Annotated in this window: 14 protein-coding genes, 4 tRNA genes and 3 pseudogenes; 14 read left to right on the top strand and 7 right to left on the bottom strand. The window is 42.2% G+C overall.

Annotated elements, in window-relative coordinates; genetic code table 11:
- The first annotated feature begins 149 nt into the window (after positions 1 to 149).
- From MsAg5_RS06975 to pyrE, 7 genes are all read left to right on the top strand, one after another.
- Positions 150 to 222: transfer RNA gene (locus tag MsAg5_RS06975), tRNA-Asn, on the top strand.
- A 136-nt stretch (positions 223 to 358) separates the two neighbouring features.
- Positions 359 to 431 (top strand) — tRNA-Ile (locus tag MsAg5_RS06970).
- A gap of 102 nt (positions 432 to 533) precedes the next feature.
- Positions 534 to 606 (top strand) — tRNA-Asn (locus MsAg5_RS06965).
- A 165-nt stretch (positions 607 to 771) separates the two neighbouring features.
- Positions 772 to 844 (top strand) — tRNA-Asn (locus MsAg5_RS06960).
- A gap of 115 nt (positions 845 to 959) precedes the next feature.
- Positions 960 to 1,883: a beta/alpha barrel domain-containing protein gene (locus tag MsAg5_RS06955; RefSeq protein ID WP_338099908.1), complete on the top strand. Its 924-nt coding sequence runs from the start codon at positions 960 to 962 to the stop codon at positions 1,881 to 1,883.
- A 285-nt stretch (positions 1,884 to 2,168) separates the two neighbouring features.
- On the top strand, positions 2,169 to 3,095 hold the full coding sequence (locus MsAg5_RS06950) for a hypothetical protein (RefSeq protein ID WP_338099907.1): 927 nt from the start codon (positions 2,169 to 2,171) through the stop codon (positions 3,093 to 3,095).
- A 217-nt stretch (positions 3,096 to 3,312) separates the two neighbouring features.
- Entirely contained in the window at positions 3,313 to 3,858 is a 546-nt protein-coding gene (gene pyrE / locus MsAg5_RS06945; RefSeq protein ID WP_338099906.1) for an orotate phosphoribosyltransferase, read from the top strand.
- A 50-nt stretch (positions 3,859 to 3,908) separates the two neighbouring features.
- Here pyrE and MsAg5_RS06940 read toward each other — a convergent pair whose 3' ends face one another.
- From MsAg5_RS06940 to MsAg5_RS06920, 5 genes are all read right to left on the bottom strand, one after another.
- Positions 3,909 to 4,478: a hypothetical protein gene (locus tag MsAg5_RS06940; protein ID WP_338099905.1), complete on the bottom strand. Its 570-nt coding sequence runs from the start codon at positions 4,476 to 4,478 to the stop codon at positions 3,909 to 3,911.
- An 8-nt stretch (positions 4,479 to 4,486) separates the two neighbouring features.
- Positions 4,487 to 4,663 carry a hypothetical protein gene (locus MsAg5_RS06935; protein WP_338099904.1) on the bottom strand — a complete coding sequence of 59 codons (177 nt, stop codon included), beginning with the start codon at positions 4,661 to 4,663 and terminating at the stop codon, positions 4,487 to 4,489.
- A gap of 235 nt (positions 4,664 to 4,898) precedes the next feature.
- Complete coding sequence (locus MsAg5_RS06930) at positions 4,899 to 5,543, bottom strand: hypothetical protein (RefSeq protein WP_338099903.1); 645 nt, start codon at positions 5,541 to 5,543, stop codon at positions 4,899 to 4,901.
- 44 nt (positions 5,544 to 5,587) lie between these two features.
- The gene (locus tag MsAg5_RS06925) at positions 5,588 to 6,235 is read right to left on the bottom strand and encodes a DUF805 domain-containing protein (protein WP_338099901.1); all 648 of its coding nucleotides are present in this window, start codon (positions 6,233 to 6,235) and stop codon (positions 5,588 to 5,590) included.
- A 147-nt stretch (positions 6,236 to 6,382) separates the two neighbouring features.
- Entirely contained in the window at positions 6,383 to 7,036 is a 654-nt protein-coding gene (locus tag MsAg5_RS06920; protein WP_338099900.1) for a histidinol phosphate phosphatase domain-containing protein, read from the bottom strand.
- 718 nt (positions 7,037 to 7,754) lie between these two features.
- On the opposite strand from MsAg5_RS06920, the pseudogene MsAg5_RS06915 reads away from it, so the two are divergent.
- The 4 genes and pseudogenes from MsAg5_RS06915 to MsAg5_RS06900 all read left to right on the top strand — a co-directional run.
- Positions 7,755 to 8,504 (top strand): annotated as a pseudogene (locus MsAg5_RS06915) (4-phosphopantoate--beta-alanine ligase); the annotation flags it as partial.
- A 225-nt stretch (positions 8,505 to 8,729) separates the two neighbouring features.
- The gene (locus tag MsAg5_RS06910; protein ID WP_338099899.1) at positions 8,730 to 9,407 is read left to right on the top strand and encodes an HD domain-containing protein; all 678 of its coding nucleotides are present in this window, start codon (positions 8,730 to 8,732) and stop codon (positions 9,405 to 9,407) included.
- Between the two features lie 234 nt (positions 9,408 to 9,641).
- The gene (locus MsAg5_RS06905; RefSeq protein WP_338099898.1) at positions 9,642 to 10,175 is read left to right on the top strand and encodes a hypothetical protein; all 534 of its coding nucleotides are present in this window, start codon (positions 9,642 to 9,644) and stop codon (positions 10,173 to 10,175) included.
- A 333-nt stretch (positions 10,176 to 10,508) separates the two neighbouring features.
- Positions 10,509 to 11,588: an endonuclease/exonuclease/phosphatase family protein gene (locus MsAg5_RS06900; protein WP_338099897.1), complete on the top strand. Its 1,080-nt coding sequence runs from the start codon at positions 10,509 to 10,511 to the stop codon at positions 11,586 to 11,588.
- A gap of 292 nt (positions 11,589 to 11,880) precedes the next feature.
- On the opposite strand, the gene MsAg5_RS06895 is transcribed toward MsAg5_RS06900, so the two are convergent.
- The gene (locus MsAg5_RS06895) at positions 11,881 to 13,029 is read right to left on the bottom strand and encodes a tetratricopeptide repeat protein (protein ID WP_338099896.1); all 1,149 of its coding nucleotides are present in this window, start codon (positions 13,027 to 13,029) and stop codon (positions 11,881 to 11,883) included.
- Positions 13,030 to 13,297: 268 nt separating this feature from the next.
- Here MsAg5_RS06895 and MsAg5_RS06890 point away from each other — a divergent pair, with 268 nt between their 5' ends.
- The gene (locus tag MsAg5_RS06890) at positions 13,298 to 14,227 is read left to right on the top strand and encodes a hypothetical protein (protein ID WP_338099895.1); all 930 of its coding nucleotides are present in this window, start codon (positions 13,298 to 13,300) and stop codon (positions 14,225 to 14,227) included.
- Between the two features lie 697 nt (positions 14,228 to 14,924).
- Here MsAg5_RS06890 and MsAg5_RS06885 read toward each other — a convergent pair.
- Complete coding sequence (locus tag MsAg5_RS06885; protein ID WP_338099894.1) at positions 14,925 to 15,650, bottom strand: Bax inhibitor-1/YccA family protein; 726 nt, start codon at positions 15,648 to 15,650, stop codon at positions 14,925 to 14,927.
- A 322-nt stretch (positions 15,651 to 15,972) separates the two neighbouring features.
- Here MsAg5_RS06885 and uvrB point away from each other — a divergent pair.
- Positions 15,973 to 17,952: pseudogene (gene uvrB, locus MsAg5_RS06880) on the top strand (excinuclease ABC subunit UvrB); the annotation flags it as partial.
- A 284-nt stretch (positions 17,953 to 18,236) separates the two neighbouring features.
- Positions 18,237 to 18,316 (top strand): annotated as a pseudogene (locus tag MsAg5_RS06875) (IS1595 family transposase); the annotation flags it as partial.

Genomic DNA, 18,316 nt, shown 5'->3' with positions numbered 1-18,316 from the left:
TTTATTTCAATATTTCAATTTGAAGATTTATATTTTAAAACAGGCATTGAATTGTTTAAAAACTATTTCTAGGTTTCTTCCCTCCCTCTCAAAACGTTTAAATATGATTGTAATATAGAGAGATTCGCTTCCTTGAGGCAATTTCAAATGCCGCCTTAACTCAGATGGTAGAGTGTCTGGCTGTTAACCAGAATGTCACAGGTTCGAGCCCTGTAGGCGGCGCTTGGTTTTAAAATCCGTTTCTTTTTTACAATTTTTCATTTTTCTCATTGTTGTTTTGTATCAAAAATTATTTCCGATTCCAATTCTTTTTAGTTTTGTTGTTATTGTTTGATTCATTACATTCATCATTTCATCTGGGCCTGTAACTTAGCGGTTAGAGTGCTCGGCTCATAACCGAGTTGTCACTGGTTCAAATCCTGTCAGGCCCATTCAAAAAGTATATATAGGATATACAGTATCCTTGAATATAACCACAAGTAATTATTTCCTGAAAAATCGCAAAACACGATATTCAAGATAATTCAGCATATGCCGCCTTAACTCAGATGGTAGAGTGTCTGGCTGTTAACCAGAATGTCACAGGTTCGAGCCCTGTAGGCGGCGCTTGGTTTTAAAAACAATCTCCAAAAATCAAGTCGAATGATTTGATTTTTGAACTTGTGTTAAATTATAACTGTTAGTAATTTTCATATAAATTCATGTTAAATGAATAACGAACAAAAATGAAACCGGACGAGAAATGTCCGTTTCAAAATAGATTCATAATGTGCCGCCTTAACTCAGATGGTAGAGTGTCTGGCTGTTAACCAGAATGTCACAGGTTCGAGCCCTGTAGGCGGCGCTGTATTTTCCTCTTTTTTCTTTTTATTTATTTGATTAGCGGACAGTTTTAATATAACCATGCCCTTTACATTTTCAATCCTTATTTTCATTTTAATCCATGAGAGGTTGTTTTTATGAAGATCACTGAAAAAGATGTTCTTGTTCCTTTAGACGTCCCCCGCGACGCTCGTGACGACTATATTCAAAATTATCTGAAAATCACGCAAAACAGCGGCAATTTGATGCTTTTTGCGGGCGACCAAAAAATCGAGCACTTAAACGACGATTTTTGCGGCAAAGGCATTCCGGCCGACGACAACGACCCGGAACACTTGTTTAAAATCGCCGCCGGATCCCGGATCGGCGTTTTCGCGACCCAGCTCGGACTCATCGCCCGCTACGGCATGGACTATCCGAAATTGCCCTATTTGGTGAAAATGAATTCCAAAACCCATTTGGTTAAAACCGAGCAGGACGACCCGTACAGCGGCCAGCTCTACGACATGGAACAAATCGCCGAGTTCAAAGAAAACAGCGGGCTCGACATTCTCGGCATCGGCTACACCATCTATTTGGGCAGCGAATATGAAGCCGATATGCTCACCGAAGCGGCGCAGCTCATCTATGAAGCCCACCAGTACGGACTCATCACGGTTCTTTGGATTTACCCGCGCGGCAAAGCCGTCGCCGATGAAAAAGACAGCCACCTCATCGCCGGCGCGACCGGCGTCGGCGCTTGCCTGAATTCCGACTTCGTCAAAGTGAATTCTCCGAAATCCAAAGACGGAACAGACGCTGCGGTTCTTTTACAAGAAGCTGTGAAAGCGGCCGGACGGACGAAAGTCGTTTGCGCCGGCGGTTCCAGCGCGGCCTCGGACGCCTTTATCAAAGAGCTTTACAAACAAATCCATACGGGCGGCGTTTGCGGCAACGCGACCGGACGCAACATCCACCAAAAATCTTTGGACGAAGCCATCCGAATGTGCAATGCGGTTTATGCGATCACCGTCGAAGGCGCCGGCATTGACGAAGCGCTGAAAATTTTGGAAGGAAAATAATCGTTTTTCATTTTCCTTCTCTTTTCCTTTCTTTTTTTTATTTTTTCTTTCCTTTTTTCATTCCTTTCTTGTTATTATTTCATTTGTCGTTTCATTATCGCTTTTCTGTTGTTTCCTTATCGCTTTTGGGTTGTTTTATTTGCTTTTTTGTTATCATTTTGCGGATGATTTTGTTTGTCATTATTTTTCGTTTTTGTGAATTTATTTATAGGAGGAAAGTGCTTTTCTGTTCCATTAATTCAAATTGAATCCGATTGAAATATTTCGGTCAATTCAGGTGTAAACATGGCTGATGAAGGTAAAAGCAAAATAATGAAGTTTGGAGCGGTTTTATTTATCGTTTTAATGATCGGCTCCCTTTTCGTAGCGTCCGTTGCTCTGTTGGTGAACAATAATCCCGACAATCCGAATGCAACCAATGAAACCAACAATTCTCTTTATACGGTCCCCATGTCGGAAATGCCCGGAAAAGACATCAATTTCACTTACACCAACTTGAAAGACGGCGTGAAGCACTTGCCGTCCGGAACTGTCAGCGCGCAAATCGTGAACATCTATCCGACCGACAACATTTCAACTCAGGTGTTCCCGGGAACCACGATTTCCAAAGTTTTGATCGGTTCTTATCCGACCGGAATTCTGGAATACTACACCGTCAGCGACAACAACGGAAACGTGACTGTCTACGGCAACAAATCCATCGGACCGCAATATGACAAATACAACAATTACAGCATGCTGATCGTCAACCCGACGCCGCAGTATCTTGTCGACGGAAATCCGGTGTTGTTGTCCTACCCGACAACTGATTTGACCAAACGCGCTTTGGACGTCAACGACGGCGGAACCAACGTGTCCACCAACTTTGATTACATTTTGTCCAAAACAGACGACGTCTCCAATTTTGAAGACATGATTGTTTTCCGCGCCAACGACGGCAGCAACTACAGTCAATATTACCAGCGCACCAGCATTCTTTCCAACGAAACTTACCAACTGGAAAGCGTTTTCATTAACGCGTCCGCTGGCGTTAAACAAAGCATTACAGACCGTTCCGTCAACGGCAGCTCAAACGGCGTGACGTACAAGATTTCTGAAGATGGCGACACATTCAAGTTCTACATCGAAAGCACAAACGGCGTCTCCTTCGTTTCCGAAGTGAACGCGTTGAAAGAAATCATTAACAACAACACAAAATCGTCATCTCAATGATGTCATAAATTTCAATAAAATGAGAAAACTCATTTTATTGTTATTTATTTTTTAAAATTAATTTTTTTAATTTAAATGGTTACTTTAATAGCTTCGTTTTACGATTTAATTCTCTGATTTAATTTTAATTTGATCTTAATTTGGTTTTTTTCAAGTTCCGTTTCATTAGACTTCATTTTATCAGTTCCTTTTTTGAGAGTGATACCCGTTGATCATCATGGATAACCAAATTGTTGTGGACGCGCTCATTGCGTGCGACGCCGTCAAATTCGGCGAATTTACGCTGTCGTCCGGACAAAAAAGCAACTTTTACATTGACATTAAAAAAGCCAGCACCGACCCGAAAACATTGAAAGTGATTGCAGCCTGCATCGGAGAAATGGTTGACGCCATTTCCGCGACCACGCAAAATGATCAAATCATCATTGGCGGCGTAGAGCTAGGCGGCGTTCCGATCGCAACAGCAGTTTCTTTGGAAACGGAATATCCGCTTCTGATTATCCGCAAAGAAGTGAAAGGTTACGGCACCAAAAGCCGTTATGTCGGCGATTTGGACTTGTCCAAAGAAATCATTTTAATGGAAGACGTCACAACCAGCGGCGGTTCCGTTAAAAAAGCGATTGAAGCGCTCAAAGAAGACGGCGCCAACGTCCAACGCGTGATCACCATCGTTGACCGTGAATCCGGAGCGACCGAATCCTTAAAAGAAATCGGCGTTGAATTGATTCCGTTGGTCCGGTCCAGCGAACTGGTTCAAAAATGAAAGAGCAAAAACAGAAGAATTTAAAATAAAAAATTGAAGATTAAAAAATGTTATTCTGGTCGTACTGTTACATAAGTTACAACAGTATTACCTTTTTCATCTGTAGTCGTTACCTTTACTGTTCTTTCAAGAGAATCAAGATATCTTTGTCTTTCCATCTCTTTTTTATCTCGTTCTTCTGCTTCTCTCATAATTTTGTTGACAGATATTTCATGTTTAACTTTACGTTCGTCATATTCTCCAGAAGTAAAGTCTTCTAATGTCACATAATAATTAACATCTTTAACGTTTCCGTCATCGTCATAATGCAAATATCCAGTGTCTTTATAGTTAATATATCCGATACGCCATCTACCGTCTTCACTATTCCATAATATATAATCAATTATTCTATCTTTTTCAGAATCCCATAAAAATGTTATAGGTTCGTTTAAAACATATCTTTCTTTTGTTTTATAATCATATTTAATCTGTTGATCTAATGTAATTTCTTTAATATGATCTGGATAATGATCTGGTTCTGGGTATTCATAATTATTAATGTACCACATACAACTACCACATATTCCAACAAATAAAAGAAACGCAATAATTATACAAATTACTTGTTTTTGTGTCATTTTATACCTCATTTATAATATAGTTGTTTTACATTTGGTTTGAAAAACGGAATATCTTCTCTTTTATGAGATGTTTCACAGAATTTCTTATCAACAAATCTGCAACAACCAGTATCTTTTTTAGAACCATGTCTGATAATATTATCAATCTCTGGATACGGAAATCCGAAAACTTCTTCATCCATTTTACCAGTTAAACTGTCTGCAGTCGTTTACTCAGAATAATTCACCAATAGCAATAACTTCACCGCAAGTAAATTCTCAGATCGGATTAAAATAGCAAGCAGAATCTTCCCATTTAGTAAAATATTCCAATTCTCTTTCTGTTTTAATATAATATAAACGAATTATATTCTATTAAATTGCTAAATTTATAGAATAATTATTGAATGATTAAAAATAAAAAAGAATGAATCACATTCATTCTTTTGCTTCTTTTTTATTTGACTCTTTCTTGCCGCTTTCCGTCGTTTCGTTTTCTTTTTTGACGGTCACGCTGTCGCCCGATGGTTTGTAATAGTATTCAATCAATTTGAAAAGCAGCATAAACGCATACCAGTCATCGGTTTGCTCGAATCCTTTGCAGTCTTTGATTTGAATCAGGCGGTCTTCGTATGTGATTTCCGCATAGACGTGGCAGTCGGTTTCTTCGGTGTCGCAGATCAAGCCGGAATTGTTTTCCTTGAGGAAAATACCGTCGCCTTCCAAAATATAAATGTGCGGCGCGGGATTTTCAGCGGGTTCGTCGTGGTGCAGAAGCGTTCTTTTTTTGTGCGCGTCTTCCGGTTTTTTCCGAAGGGTCAGCGTGCTGAACGTATAGTCGCGCTTTTTGTACCACTCGTTTTCCTTGCCGACATAATCCACCCGGAAGAAAACATTGGTTGAAAAAAAGAAATGACCGGATTCCATCTCTTGAATCATGCTGGTCATGATTTTGTCGGACGGAATCACGTATTCGGAACTGGCAATGTAATCTTTTTGCCGGCGGCTTTCGTCTTCTAAAGACCAATCAAGCCGTTGAGGCTTTTTCTTTTTTTTCCCGAGAATTTTATCCATAACGCCCATATCAATCACGGGTTTAATAGAGTCATAACATTATTAACCTTTTCTTAAAATTGACCGATGGTGTCGTCATCGTTGTCGTTGGAACGGTTATTGTTATCATTTGTGCTGCTGTTGGTATTGCTGTTGTCACCGGCGTTGCTGTCGCTGACGTTGCGGTTTTCATTGTTTATACTGTTGTTATCGTTATTGTTAACGCTGTTGCCGTTTCCAAGGGCGGCTTTTTCAGCATTTACATCTGCTGCATTGTTGGTTGCGTTGGCTGCGCCGGTTGTGCTGTTGACATTGTTATTTTCATACGTTATCGGATTTCGGCCTTTCGGATCTTCTCCGAATTTGTTCGGACCAACTGTTCCATCAATGGCCATCAAGCAGATTGGGGCAATTATGCCAATGATCGGGATAAGAGAAACGATCACAACACCAATGTACCACCAGCCGGACAAATTCATATCATGAAGGCGGCGAATGGCGGCAAGAAGACAAACAATCCCGAAAACAAGAATGCTGATTAAGAATATGAGTGAGAGTAATCCGGCGAGGATGCCTGAAAATATGGAAATAATGTTGATCAATATCGACATGAAAAAAATGAATGCGATATAAGCCAAAATAAGAATAATATACGGCTGCCGGTTCAATCTGCCTTCATAAGTCAGATAGGTTTTCACAAAATCATCTGTATTCGTTTCCATAAAGAAAAAAAGATTAAACCAGAATATATAATTTGTGACTTGCTAAACTATTTTTAAAATAATATAAATTTAAAAAAATGAAAATTAAAAATATTGAAATTAAAAAGATGAAAATTCAAATATTGAAATTTTAAAATATTTAAAATTTCAATATTTCTTCAGCGTTTTGACCAGTTCCGCCGAATTCAAAAATGCAGTTTCAGCTTGTTTTTCGGAAAGTCCGGCGCCTTTCAGAATATTCATGGCTGTTTCTTTCGTGATCATGTCTCCCGGATTGTGGGCGTCGGTGTTGCAAACGATTTTTGCTTTCGCTTCCGTTGCGATTTTGGAGACGTGGCCGTTTGTCCGGTTGTGTCCGCTGCGGGCCGTAATTTCGATGCAAACATCATTGTCGCGGGCGAGTTCCGCTTCTTCGATTGTCAGAAATCCAGGATGCGCCAGAATATCCACATATTTCGATTTCACAGAGGCAAGATTTGTACCGGTCGCAACCGGTTCGACAATCGTTTCGCCGTGAACAACAACGATGTCGGCGCCGGCGTCTTTCGCCTTTTTGGCGAGCGCGTCGATTTTGGCGGGCGGAACGTGTGTAATTTCAATACCGGACAAAACGGTGATGTCCCATTCCTTTTCCAAATATTTGGCTTTTTCAAGGGACGAGATGATCCAATCGAAATTGGTAAAATCGGCGTGATCCGTCATGGCGATGGCGGAATAGCCGTGAACAATAGCGCGGCGAACGTGCTCGCTTGGAATCAGAACGCCGTCGCTGAAAAGTGTGTGTGTGTGAAGGTCAATCATTTTTATTTCTCCGATTTTGATTTTATTTTTTATTTTTGATTTCTATTTTTATAATTCTCCTTCTCTTTCTTATTTAATCGTTTCTGAAACTGACGGCAAGTTTTGGGGTTTGGTTTTCGGTTTCCGTTTTTTTGGCGGGCAGCGGGCGCGCGCGTTATGGCGACACGTTTTCATTTTGAGTTTTTTAAAACGGGGCAACTCATTTTATTTTTGATGTCATACAAACCAACCCGATTAAACAGACGCGTTTCGCGTCTGTTTAATCGGAATCCGATGAGTGGGATTGGATACAGTGGTAACGTGCGTAAAACTGAGAAAAGTGTCATGTGTATTGTTGGAACCTGCTGCTGAAAATCGGAACAAGAAAAAGGTGTATTGTTGGAAACAGTAGATGCAAACTGAAACTAAAAAATAGTCACCCGTAGGTGCAAACTGAAACTAAAAAACAGTCACCCGTAGGTGCAAACTGAAATTATAAAATAGTCAACTGAGGGTGCAATCTGTATTTCCAAATAATTGCATCTTGCTGATCGGAATCCGCAAAATACAGACGCAAAGCGTCTGATTTTGCGGGATGGTTTGCTTGATTTTAATAGGAATGTTTGCGGGTTGGTTTGCTCGACATTCAGAAAAAACAAAACCAAACAAACAAAACAGTAATTAATGCGAACACCTATTTTCTCCCATCAGAATAACAGAATAATAAAAAGGTAAATTTATGACAGAAATCCCCAAAAATCATCCTCGTTACGAATCCTTGATTGCCCGCGAAAAAATCGTCTCCGGCGTCAATCGTGGTTTGACAAGCCAGCAAGGTTTGACCGCTCAAGGCCGCGGCGAAGCTTTCGATTATCTCATCGGCGAAAAAACAATTGCCAGTGCGGAACACGCGGAAACGGCTGCCGCCTGTCTTCTTCTTTTGGCAGAAAATCCGGTGATTTCCGTGAACGGAAACGCCGCCGCTCTTGTTCCGAAAGAACTGGTCGAACTGGCGGAACTCACCGGTTCAAAATTGGAAGTCAATCTTTTCCACCGGACGCCCGAACGCGTCAAAAAAATCGTCGACGAACTCAAAAAATACGACGCAAGCTGCGTTTTGGGCGAAAACGCTGAACCGCTGCTGAATTTGGACCACGAACGCGCCAAAGTGGAACGCGACGGTATTTTTGCGGCAGACGTTGTTTTTGTTCCTTTGGAAGACGGCGACCGCTGCAAAGCTTTGACGGAAATGGAGAAACTTGTGATTACAGTTGATTTAAATCCGCTCTCGCGAACCGCACAAACGGCGCACGTGAGCATCGTCGACAATTTGACGCGCGCGATTTCGAACATGATTCAAATGATTCCGGAACTGGTGCTGTTGAGCAAAAATGAACTTTGGGAAGTTATCGAGCAGTATGACAACAAAATGGTTTTGGCGGACGCGCTTGAAGAAATGAAAGAGCATTTGACCGAAAAGCAGAACGAGCTATTAGGCATCGACCCGACGCCCAAAGGACCGACGCCGGAAGAAGTCGAAGAAATGGAAAAGCGGGCTGAAATACGCAAAAGAGTGTTGATGCGCGGCGCCGACTTGATGATGGAATAATTTCCATCCACCTCGATTTTTCAGAACAGACTTTACAAAATTGAGTTGAGCCACCATCTGAATATTTCAAATTTTAAATTTCAAATTTCAAAATCCGGTGAAAACATGACAAATCTATCGGCGGCGCAGCTTCAAATCATTGAAAACGCCCGCCAATATATGATTCAAATTTTAGACAATGAAACGACGTCTCACGACATCGGTCATGTTTTTCGCGTGGAAAAAAACGCCGTTTTTCTTCAACAGACCGAAGGCGGCAACCTTTTTTTAATCCGGCTCGCCACGCTTTTGCACGACGTCGGAACGCCCAAAGAAAACGAGATTGGCGGCGACCACGCCGTTTACGGGTCGGAAATGGCTTTTGATTTTCTAAAGAGTGAGCAGCAAAAATATCCGGAAACAATTTCAGATGCCGATATTTCAGCTGTCAGCAGCATAATTCTGTCCCACCGATTCAGTTCCGGACAAAAACCGGAGGCGATTGAAGCTCAAATTTTACAAGACGCAGACCGGTTAGATGCACTCGGCGCCGTCGGTGTTTTTCGATCCGTTTATTCGATGGGGTCGCTTCGAATGCTGAAATGTTTGACCGGAATTGATAAAGGCAGTTCTAAAAAGACGGTTTACACAAAAGATCCGGTCGAAGGGTTTTACGCGTATATGAGCTACAAACCGCAGGAAATTCCGAATAGGCTGAATACGGAAACTGCAAAACGGATTGCAAAAGAACGGTTAGAATTTATGGAATTGTTTGAAAAACAGCTGCGGGAAGAAAACGACTGATTTTTCAATAAATTTAAATTTAATATATTTTTAACTTCCTACTTCTCTGGTTTCATGTTCTTTTTTTATTACTTTTTACTTTTGTACAAGACATCTATCATTTATTTTTTACAATATAATTATATATTCAATTTTAAAAAAATATATATACTATTAAATTAAAAACATTTTGAAATTATTTTAGGGTCACGATAAGAACAACCAAATAAATTGGCAAAACAAAGAGTGAGTAATATGGAAAAAAGAAAATTAATTCAAATAACAGTGTTTCTTCTCATGATTTTTCTATTCCTTTTGCTCATCTCTTTTCCTAATTTCCACGAAAAATATGAACACGAAAAGCAGATTAGAATTGAAGAAAAAGATAATCAATTATTGGAGCAACAAAAAATTAATTCATTTCCGAAAACCCAATCTTTTGGTGATATTCAATTTGATTGTAATAGTAAGTGGTATGGCGAAGTCCCTCAATTAGAAGGAAAAGAAGCTTATGAATGGAATTTATTGATTCAAGAGATCATCAAAAACGTGACTAAAAATAATCTAATGGCTCCATTTCCTCATTATGATTCATCCATGAACACTATTGGTGGTTTCGTTTATGTGACGGTTTATAACGAAGGACAAAGCGTTCCTGATGAAGAAAAAGATCAAATTGCTGCAGTTTATATGGCCGTCGGTCAAGAATATGGTGTTGAAAACCTGCCGATTATTATTGTGACCGTATATGAAATTTCGGAAGGGTTTTTTGCTCAGTCTGTCAGTTGAACGTTTCCAATATTTCCATTTTCACTTTTCAGTTTCTGTAGCAATAATAATTTCCAATCTGTGCGGAAATCCAATCAATCAGACGCGAAACGCGTCTGATTGATCGGGATGGTTTGCTTGGATATGAAAAGTTTCAGATGAAAAATTGCTCGAAAATGAAAATTGTACCCGAATTTATCGCTCTTATGAAAGCCGACTCCAATTCTCGCCGGCGCCGCCCCTTTTACTCATTTTTCCGCCCCGCGGTTTCCGCTGTCCAATTATATAAAAATCAGTTCTATATCTCTCATTTATAGAATAATATTAAATATATTCATGTAACTATTCAATATCATGCAGCTTCAAAAATTGCTTCCGCTTCTTTTTATTTTTCTTCTCCTGACGACGATGTTTTCGGGATGCATCGACATAACAAATAATGGTACCGACGTTAACAATTCGTCCAACGTCACAAACGACACAAACACACCTGTTGACGACAATTCATCCAATGCGTCCGCAGGTCTTGAAAATGAAACAAAGATCTGCGGCATTTGCGGCGAAGACTTACGGCCGACAACACGTGTCAACGTCGCCGCTTTTAACATTCAGATTTTCGGCGCGTCCAAAGCGTCCAATCCCGAAGTGATGGACGTTCTCGCGAAAACGATTCGCAACTACGACATCGTCGGCGTCCAGGAAATCCGCGACGCTTCCGGCGACTCGCTCCCGAAATTGGTCGATTTGATCAACGAAGGAACGGATGAAAACGGCACGCCTTACAATTACGGTTACGTCGTCAGCGACCGTCTCGGCCGCTCGACCAGCAAAGAGCAATACGCTTACATTTACAACAAAGAAAAGGTATACGTCGCCAGTGAACCGATCACTTACCCGGAACCCGACGGCACCGACCCGTTTGAACGCGAACCGTATATGGTGACGTTCCGGTCCAACATCGGCAACTTCGACGCGCTTTTCATTTTGATTCACACCAAACCCGACGACGCCAAAAGCGAAATCAACGAGCTTGACAGCGTTGTCGAATACGCCAAAACCATTTACGTCGGTCAGGAAAATTACGTCATCATGGGTGACTTTAACGCCGACGGCTCCTATTTCAATGAAAGCGGCGCTTCGGATCTGAAATCCGACAAATATGTGTGGCTTATCACCAACGAAATGGTCACAACCACCAAAACCAACAACACGTACGACAGAATCGTGATTACGAAATCCTTGGAACCGTACGTCACCGGCAACACCGGCGTTTACAACTACAGCGCCGCCTACGGTCTCAATCAATCGCAAACAGCAGCGGTTTCAGACCATTACCCGGTTTATGTGGAATTTTTGGCCTGGGTCGGCGAATGGGGACGCATGCTTTTCGTCAGAATGAGTTTCATAAGTTCAAGTTCAGGCATTTTTGCCTGAACCTGGTTTTTCTTTTTTAATTTTACGTTTTTAATTTTTTGTTTTTAGTTTGCAGTTGACAGTTGTGTTTTACAGTCCCGTTTGTATCTGCAATTATTTCCAATCCCACTATCGGACTCCGAGAAATTCGAACGCGGTACGCGTTCGAATTTTCGGGGCGGTTCGCTTGGCATTTTCAAGAAACTACCCGTTGATTTTGAAAAATCTAAACGAAAAATAGAATTTGGGCTTTGGCGCGCGCCGCCGCCCAAAAAAAGAAAAAGAGAAGATTTGTTTTTGTTGAAATTTTAATTTAAGCTTCCGCGGGTTTATTTTTTTGTGCGTCAATCAATTCCTTGTACCGCGGATCCATCGCAATCGCCTGTTCGAAAGCCTCGTCCGCTTTTTCTTGGTCGCCGGCCGCCATATGGCAGACGCCCACACCGAACCAGGCTTCAGCGGTTGGATTGAGCTCCAAAACTTTGTTGTAAAGGTCCAGCGCTTTAAAAACGGCGCCCGATTGCACATACGCAAAAGCCGCCTCAAGGTAGGCGTTTTCAAAGTCCGGCGCAATGTCGATGGCGCGCGCGAAAGCCTCGCCGGCGCTGTCAAAGTCGCCGAGCATGGTGTGCGTGTAGCCTTTGTTGAACCAAACGTCAGCTTGACTGTCATCGATTTCAATCGCTTTGTCAAAAGCGTAAAGCGCTTCCTCGAATTGTCCCATCGCGTTGTGCAAAATGCCTTTGTTGTTCCATGCGTCATCGAAATCCGGATGCATTTCCAGAACTTTTTCGTAGCCGATAATCGCGTTGGCGCCGTCGCCGAGCGCGTCGTAGGCGAGCGCCAGATAATACCAAACGTCCGGGTCTTCCGGATCCATTTCCAAAACGCTGTTGTAGATCGCAATCGCTTGGTCGTAGTCGCCCAGAGCGGAAACCGCCACAGCTTTGCCGAAGAGCGCTTCTTTAAAGTCCGGCGAAATTTCAAGCGCGGCGTCATAACATTTCAGCGCTTCTTCGAAGTCCAAAACGCTGCTGTACACCAAAGCTTTTCCGAGCCACGGCATTTCAAATTCTGAGTTTTCGAGAATGCTCCGGTCAAAATAAGACGCGCCTTTTTCAAATTGACCGTTTTCAAGCGCTGCAAAGCCTGTGAAGCTGAGCATTTTGGCGTCTTCCGGATAAAGCGTGGAAGCGTATTCGTAAACCGCCAAGGATTCGGCCTTTTGTCCGATATTGCTGAGCGCGTCGGCTTTGTTTTTCAATAAATCGTAGTTTTCAGGTTCAAGCGCCAGGCCGTCTTCCAAAGCGACCAAGGCGTCTTCAAAAGCGCCGGCCATTAAAAGATCTTTTCCGATCCGGTTCCAATCCCGTGATGTCATTTCCTTGTTTTCGTTCGGACAGGAAAACATAGCGTCGTCATCATCGGAAGCGGTGTTTAAATTGGTTTTGTCTTGAGTCATATTTAGTTCCTTCTTTTGGTTGTGATTATTTTTTGTTTCAATTTTGTAATGACCAAAACAAACCAATTGTATTAAAAACCTACCTAATATTTCTGAATTTTTATAAAATCGAGTGCATGCATCATTTTTTTGAGTTGATTATATATAATCTAAAAACTAGGAATATATTTGAATTATTTACCATTTTCATTTAAAATTCAAGGGATGTTACTCTATGAATAAAACATTTTTAAAAATAATTTTTATCTCCATGTTTTTTTGTTTGATTTTGGTTCCGTGTTCCGGTACAGGCGATCAAACAACAATTTTCATCACAGATCCTTCTATTTTGGAAGAATTTGAAAATCAAAACGATACCTACAGAGTTGCCGGTGAAATTCCGTATAAAACCGGAGAAGACGCTGAAGAATGGTTCGCCGAACTGAATGTCATTGCCAAAGAGTTTTGGAAAAATGATTCTAACATTATTTACAAACATCCTTGCGGACCGGTCAATAACATTGAAGCACATCCGGAAGGATACATATTTGTCGGATTAGATTCACGGTCCCATATTATTGATGAAGATCTGAATGACATCGTTCGAGAAGTTTCAAAAACGGCTGAACAACATGGAATCAACAATGTTCCGATTGTGATCGGCGTGACGCCATACGGAACAACGGATATCGGTATTCCGGAAAAATATTATCCGCCGACAAAGCCGTCTTATTTTGAAAATTTATCCGGCCGAGAAGGCGTACTTAAAACGTCCGGCCTTGTTCCCGAAAAAGAGAGAGGAAAAGAGGCTTACAAGTGGAACCAAAAACTGTCCGGCGTTGTGAATGAAGTTGGAATGAATAAAAGTTTTGAAAAATACAGATATCCGAATGGTCCGATCGGCGCTTTTTTCGTTGATTATGATACGGTCTTAATTTTCATTTACGATGATTATGGGGATATAACCGATCAGGAATTAAATGACATCACAAACATGGTCATAAAAACCGGTGAAAAAAAAGGTGTTCGAAACGTTCCGATTGCCATTTACGGAAACAACACAATCATTGGATCGGGACCCGTAACGAATGAATCTGATACGAATGGAACCGATTCCGAAGACCAAAATGAAAACATTCCCGGATTTGGAATAACTGTTTCATTATTGGGATTTGTTCTGCTGATTGGTTTGGTATATATACAGAATCGGTCGAAATAATAATTTCTCAAGAAATTTCTAACAGTTCTCTTTTTTAATTTTGAGACAAGCAAACCAGCCCGCAAATTCTGACGCAAAAATTCCGTCGCTTCGCTAGGAATTTTTCAAGGGTGGTTGGAGGCTGTTTCCGTAAGTTCGCTACGCGAACGGCTCCCTTCGGTCGCTAAAAGTTTTGTTTTGTTTGTTTCTGTTCCCCAAGCAAACCAGCCCGCAAAATCAGACGCTTTGCGTCTGTATTTTGCGGAATTCTATCACAGATACATTCCAATTTTGAAATACTGAGTTGCATCTGCAGCTGGCTATTTTTTAAATTTCAGTTGCACCTACGGTTGACTGTTTTATTGTTGCAATTTGCATCTACTGTTGCTAACAATACACTTTTTTCTGTTCCGATTTTCAGCAGCAGGTTCCAACAATACACATAACACTTCCCTCAGTCTTACGCACGTTGTCACTGTACCCAATCCGATTCATCGAATTCCGATAAAACAGACGCGAAACGCGTCTGTTTTATCGGGAGAGTTTGCACGACATCAAAATTAAGTGTTGGAATGAATTCTTCTAACATTTTCAAATAGCGACATCTGCTTTTCAAAAACACAAAACGAAAAAGTGCCGCCATAACGCGCGCGCACGCCGCTCGCCAAAAAGAAAAAATAAAAAAAGAAATCCGCCGAAGCGGACAAAATGTTTAATTTTAGTTGTTCCGGCCCATGATTCTGAGCATGTTCACGAACAAGTTGATGAAATCCAAATACAGCGTGAGCGCGCAAATGATCGCAATGTTGGAACCGCGGGACGGTTCATGCGCAATCGCTTGTCCGATCTTTTTGATCTTTTGCGTGTCGTAAGCTGTGAGTCCTGCAAAAATCAGAACTGCCAGACAGCTCAACGCGAAACTGAATCCCCAGGCGGTTGCCGGCCACCAGATGGAAATGAGAATGTTGACAAGCATCGCAATCACAAGACCCATAAGCGCCATGAACAAAAATCTGCCCAAGGTGCTGAGGTCTTTCTTAATAAAGTAGCCGACGGCGCTCATGGCGGCAAACATGCCGGCGGAAACGCCGAATGCCATAAAGATCGTGGCGTGCGAGTAGTAAAACAACATCGGCGTAATCGTAATTCCGCTGAGCACGGAGTAGAGAAGGAAAACAGCCGCTGCGGTCGATGTGGACATGGATTCGATTTTGCTGCTCAAAACAACAACGACAAACAATTCAACAATCATCAAGATCCAAACCAGCCACACGTTTCCCAAGAAGAAAAGCTGAAGGGACGGCGTGCTGAGGATGGCATAAGATGCAAGAGACGTTAAAATGAGCGCCAAAATCATCCACATATAAACTTTGGATAAGAATTTGTTTCCGAAATCAACGGAAAAACCTGAAATATTTTGATTTTTTTGAGAATATTCTGCCATGATTTACCTCCAAATCATAAATGGTTTACAAAAAGAGCCGTTCCTCTATTTATGCTTATTTGAATCATCACAGACAAAAAATAAAAATGATTTTATGGATAAATGAAGAGAATAAAAATCAAAATCTGTTTTTCTCCAAATGCCTTTAAAAACGGCCGCCATAACGCGCGCGCCGCCGCCGCCCGAACAACCGGCGCACCTATAAAATCACAACCGGATAAGAGATAAGCAAGTTCAAATAGAAGTTCAAAGTAATGAAACGTTCCGAAATCAATAAAATAAAAAATCTTTTAATAAAATAAAAACGAAACGAGAGACATTTATGGATTCCATTGACTCAAAAAGAGATCTCAAAATTAAAACCCGCCGCCGCGATTCGCCGGCGTTTGACCTGGCCGGCGACATGACGCCCAAAGGTTCGCAGCCGGAAGCCATCGCCAAATTGGTTCAAGGTATCAACGACGGCGACCGGTTCCAAACACTCTTGGGTGTGACCGGATCCGGAAAGACGTTTACGGTCGCCAACGTCATCAAAAACGTCAACCGGCCGGCGCTTGTCATCGCGCACAACAAAACACTGGCAGCGCAGCTGTACAACGAATTTAAAGAATTTTTCCCGAACAACCGCGTCGAGTACTTCGTTTCCTATTATGACTACTATCAGCCGGAATCGTACATCCCGGCCAAAGACCAATACATCGAAAAAGACGCGCAAATCAACCCGCAAATCGAACAGATGCGCCTGGAAACCACCGCGTCGCTCGTTTCCCGCCGCGACGTCATCGTCGTTGCGTCCGTTTCCTGTATTTACGGTCTCGGCAATCCGGAAAACTTCGAAAACATGGGACTGGAAGTGGCCGTCGGCGACAAAATAAAACGCAATGAAATCATTTCAAAACTCGTCGACATTCAATTTGAGCGCAACGATCTTGATCTTGCCCCCGGACGATTCCGCGTCAAAGGCGACACGATCGACGTGATTCCCGGTTACTACAAAGATGTGATCCGAATCGAATTGTTCGGCAACGAAATCGAACGAATCTCAGAAATCGACATGCTGAACAACACCAAAAAGTTCGACATGGACGCTTTCACCATTTATCCGGCCCGGCACTATGTGATTCCGGAATCCGAACAAGCGCGTGCCATTGACGCGATTATGGAAGAATTAGAAGACCGCCTTCCCGAACTCGATATGCTCGAAGCGCACCGCCTCAAACAAAAAACGTTGTTTGATATGGAAATGATCCGGGAAACCGGCAGCTGTAAGGGCATTGAAAACTATTCCATGCACTTTGACAATCGAAAACCGGGAGAACAGCCGTATTGTTTGATCGATTACTTCCCGGACGACTTCCTGATGATTATTGATGAAAGTCACCAGACGCTGCCGCAAGTTCACGGCATGTACAACGGCGACCACGCCCGAAAGAAATCCCTCATTGATTACGGATTCCGCCTCCCGAGCGCCTACGACAACCGCCCGCTTCGGTTTGAGGAATTTGAAAAATACATGAAACAAACCATTTTCGTGTCCGCGACGCCCGGCGATTATGAAATCGAACAATCGGCGCAAGTGGTCGAACAAGTGATCCGCCCGACCGGCCTCGTGGATCCGGTGGTGGAAGTCCGTCCGATCAAAGGACAAGTGGACGACATCATCCAAGAAATTCAAAAAGTCATCGCCAACGGCGACCGCGCGCTGGTGACGACGCTGACCAAAAGGCTCGCGGAAGAGCTCACGGAATATTTGGCGCAAGCCGGCATCAAAACCCGGTATTTGCACTCCGACATTAAAACGATTGAGCGGACAGAAATTATCCGAAACCTGCGGCTCGGCAACTTTGACGTTCTCGTCGGCATTAACCTTCTCCGGGAAGGTCTCGACATCCCCGAAGTCGGTTTTATCGGAATCCTCGACGCCGACAAAGAAGGATTTTTGCGCGACGCCCGCAGCCTGATTCAAATTATCGGCCGCGCCGCCCGTAATTCCAATTCCAAAGTCGTTCTTTACGCCGACAACAAAACCGGTTCCATCAAAAAAGCCATGGAAGAGACCGAGCGCCGCAGAAATATTCAGATGGCGTTTAACCAAGAACACGGCATCATTCCGCAAACGATTCGAAAACCAATCCGAGAGAAGGTTGCCGACATCAGCGACGTCAAACACATCCCCAAAGCCGAAATTCCGAATTTGATCATCGAATACGAAGCGGAAATGAATTTGGCCGCCGAAATGCTCGACTTTGAGCGTGCGATTCAACTGCGCGATACAATTCGCGATTTGGAGCGCAAGATGCGCGGCGAAGACACGCGCGCGGACGAGAAGGATAAATGGGTCGCTGAAATGAAAGCAAAAAAGAAAGCGGAAGCGAAAGAGAAGAAAAAAGCGGAAGAAATCAAAGAGAAAGACCCCAATCAAAAACCGGCTGAGAAGAAAAGCAAGAAATGAAAATCAATCATTAAGATTATTTTTCTTTCTTTTATCTCTTTTTTTTAATTTATTTTAACTTATTTTTTTTCAATTTATTTTTTTTTTGGGTCACGATAAGAACAACCAAATAAAATGGTGTTCAAATCATGATCATGCAGATGAAAAACAAATACATTTACCGTTCTAAAATTTCTGAATCCAAATTTCGGCAAATTGTGAAGCTTTTTGCCTT

It is taken from the genome of Methanolapillus africanus (genome assembly GCF_032714475.1).
Classification (GTDB): domain Archaea; phylum Halobacteriota; class Methanosarcinia; order Methanosarcinales; family Methanosarcinaceae; genus Methanolapillus; species Methanolapillus africanus.
Note: the sequence above shows the minus strand (reverse complement) of the source record. Positions and strands in the feature narration are given on the sequence as shown.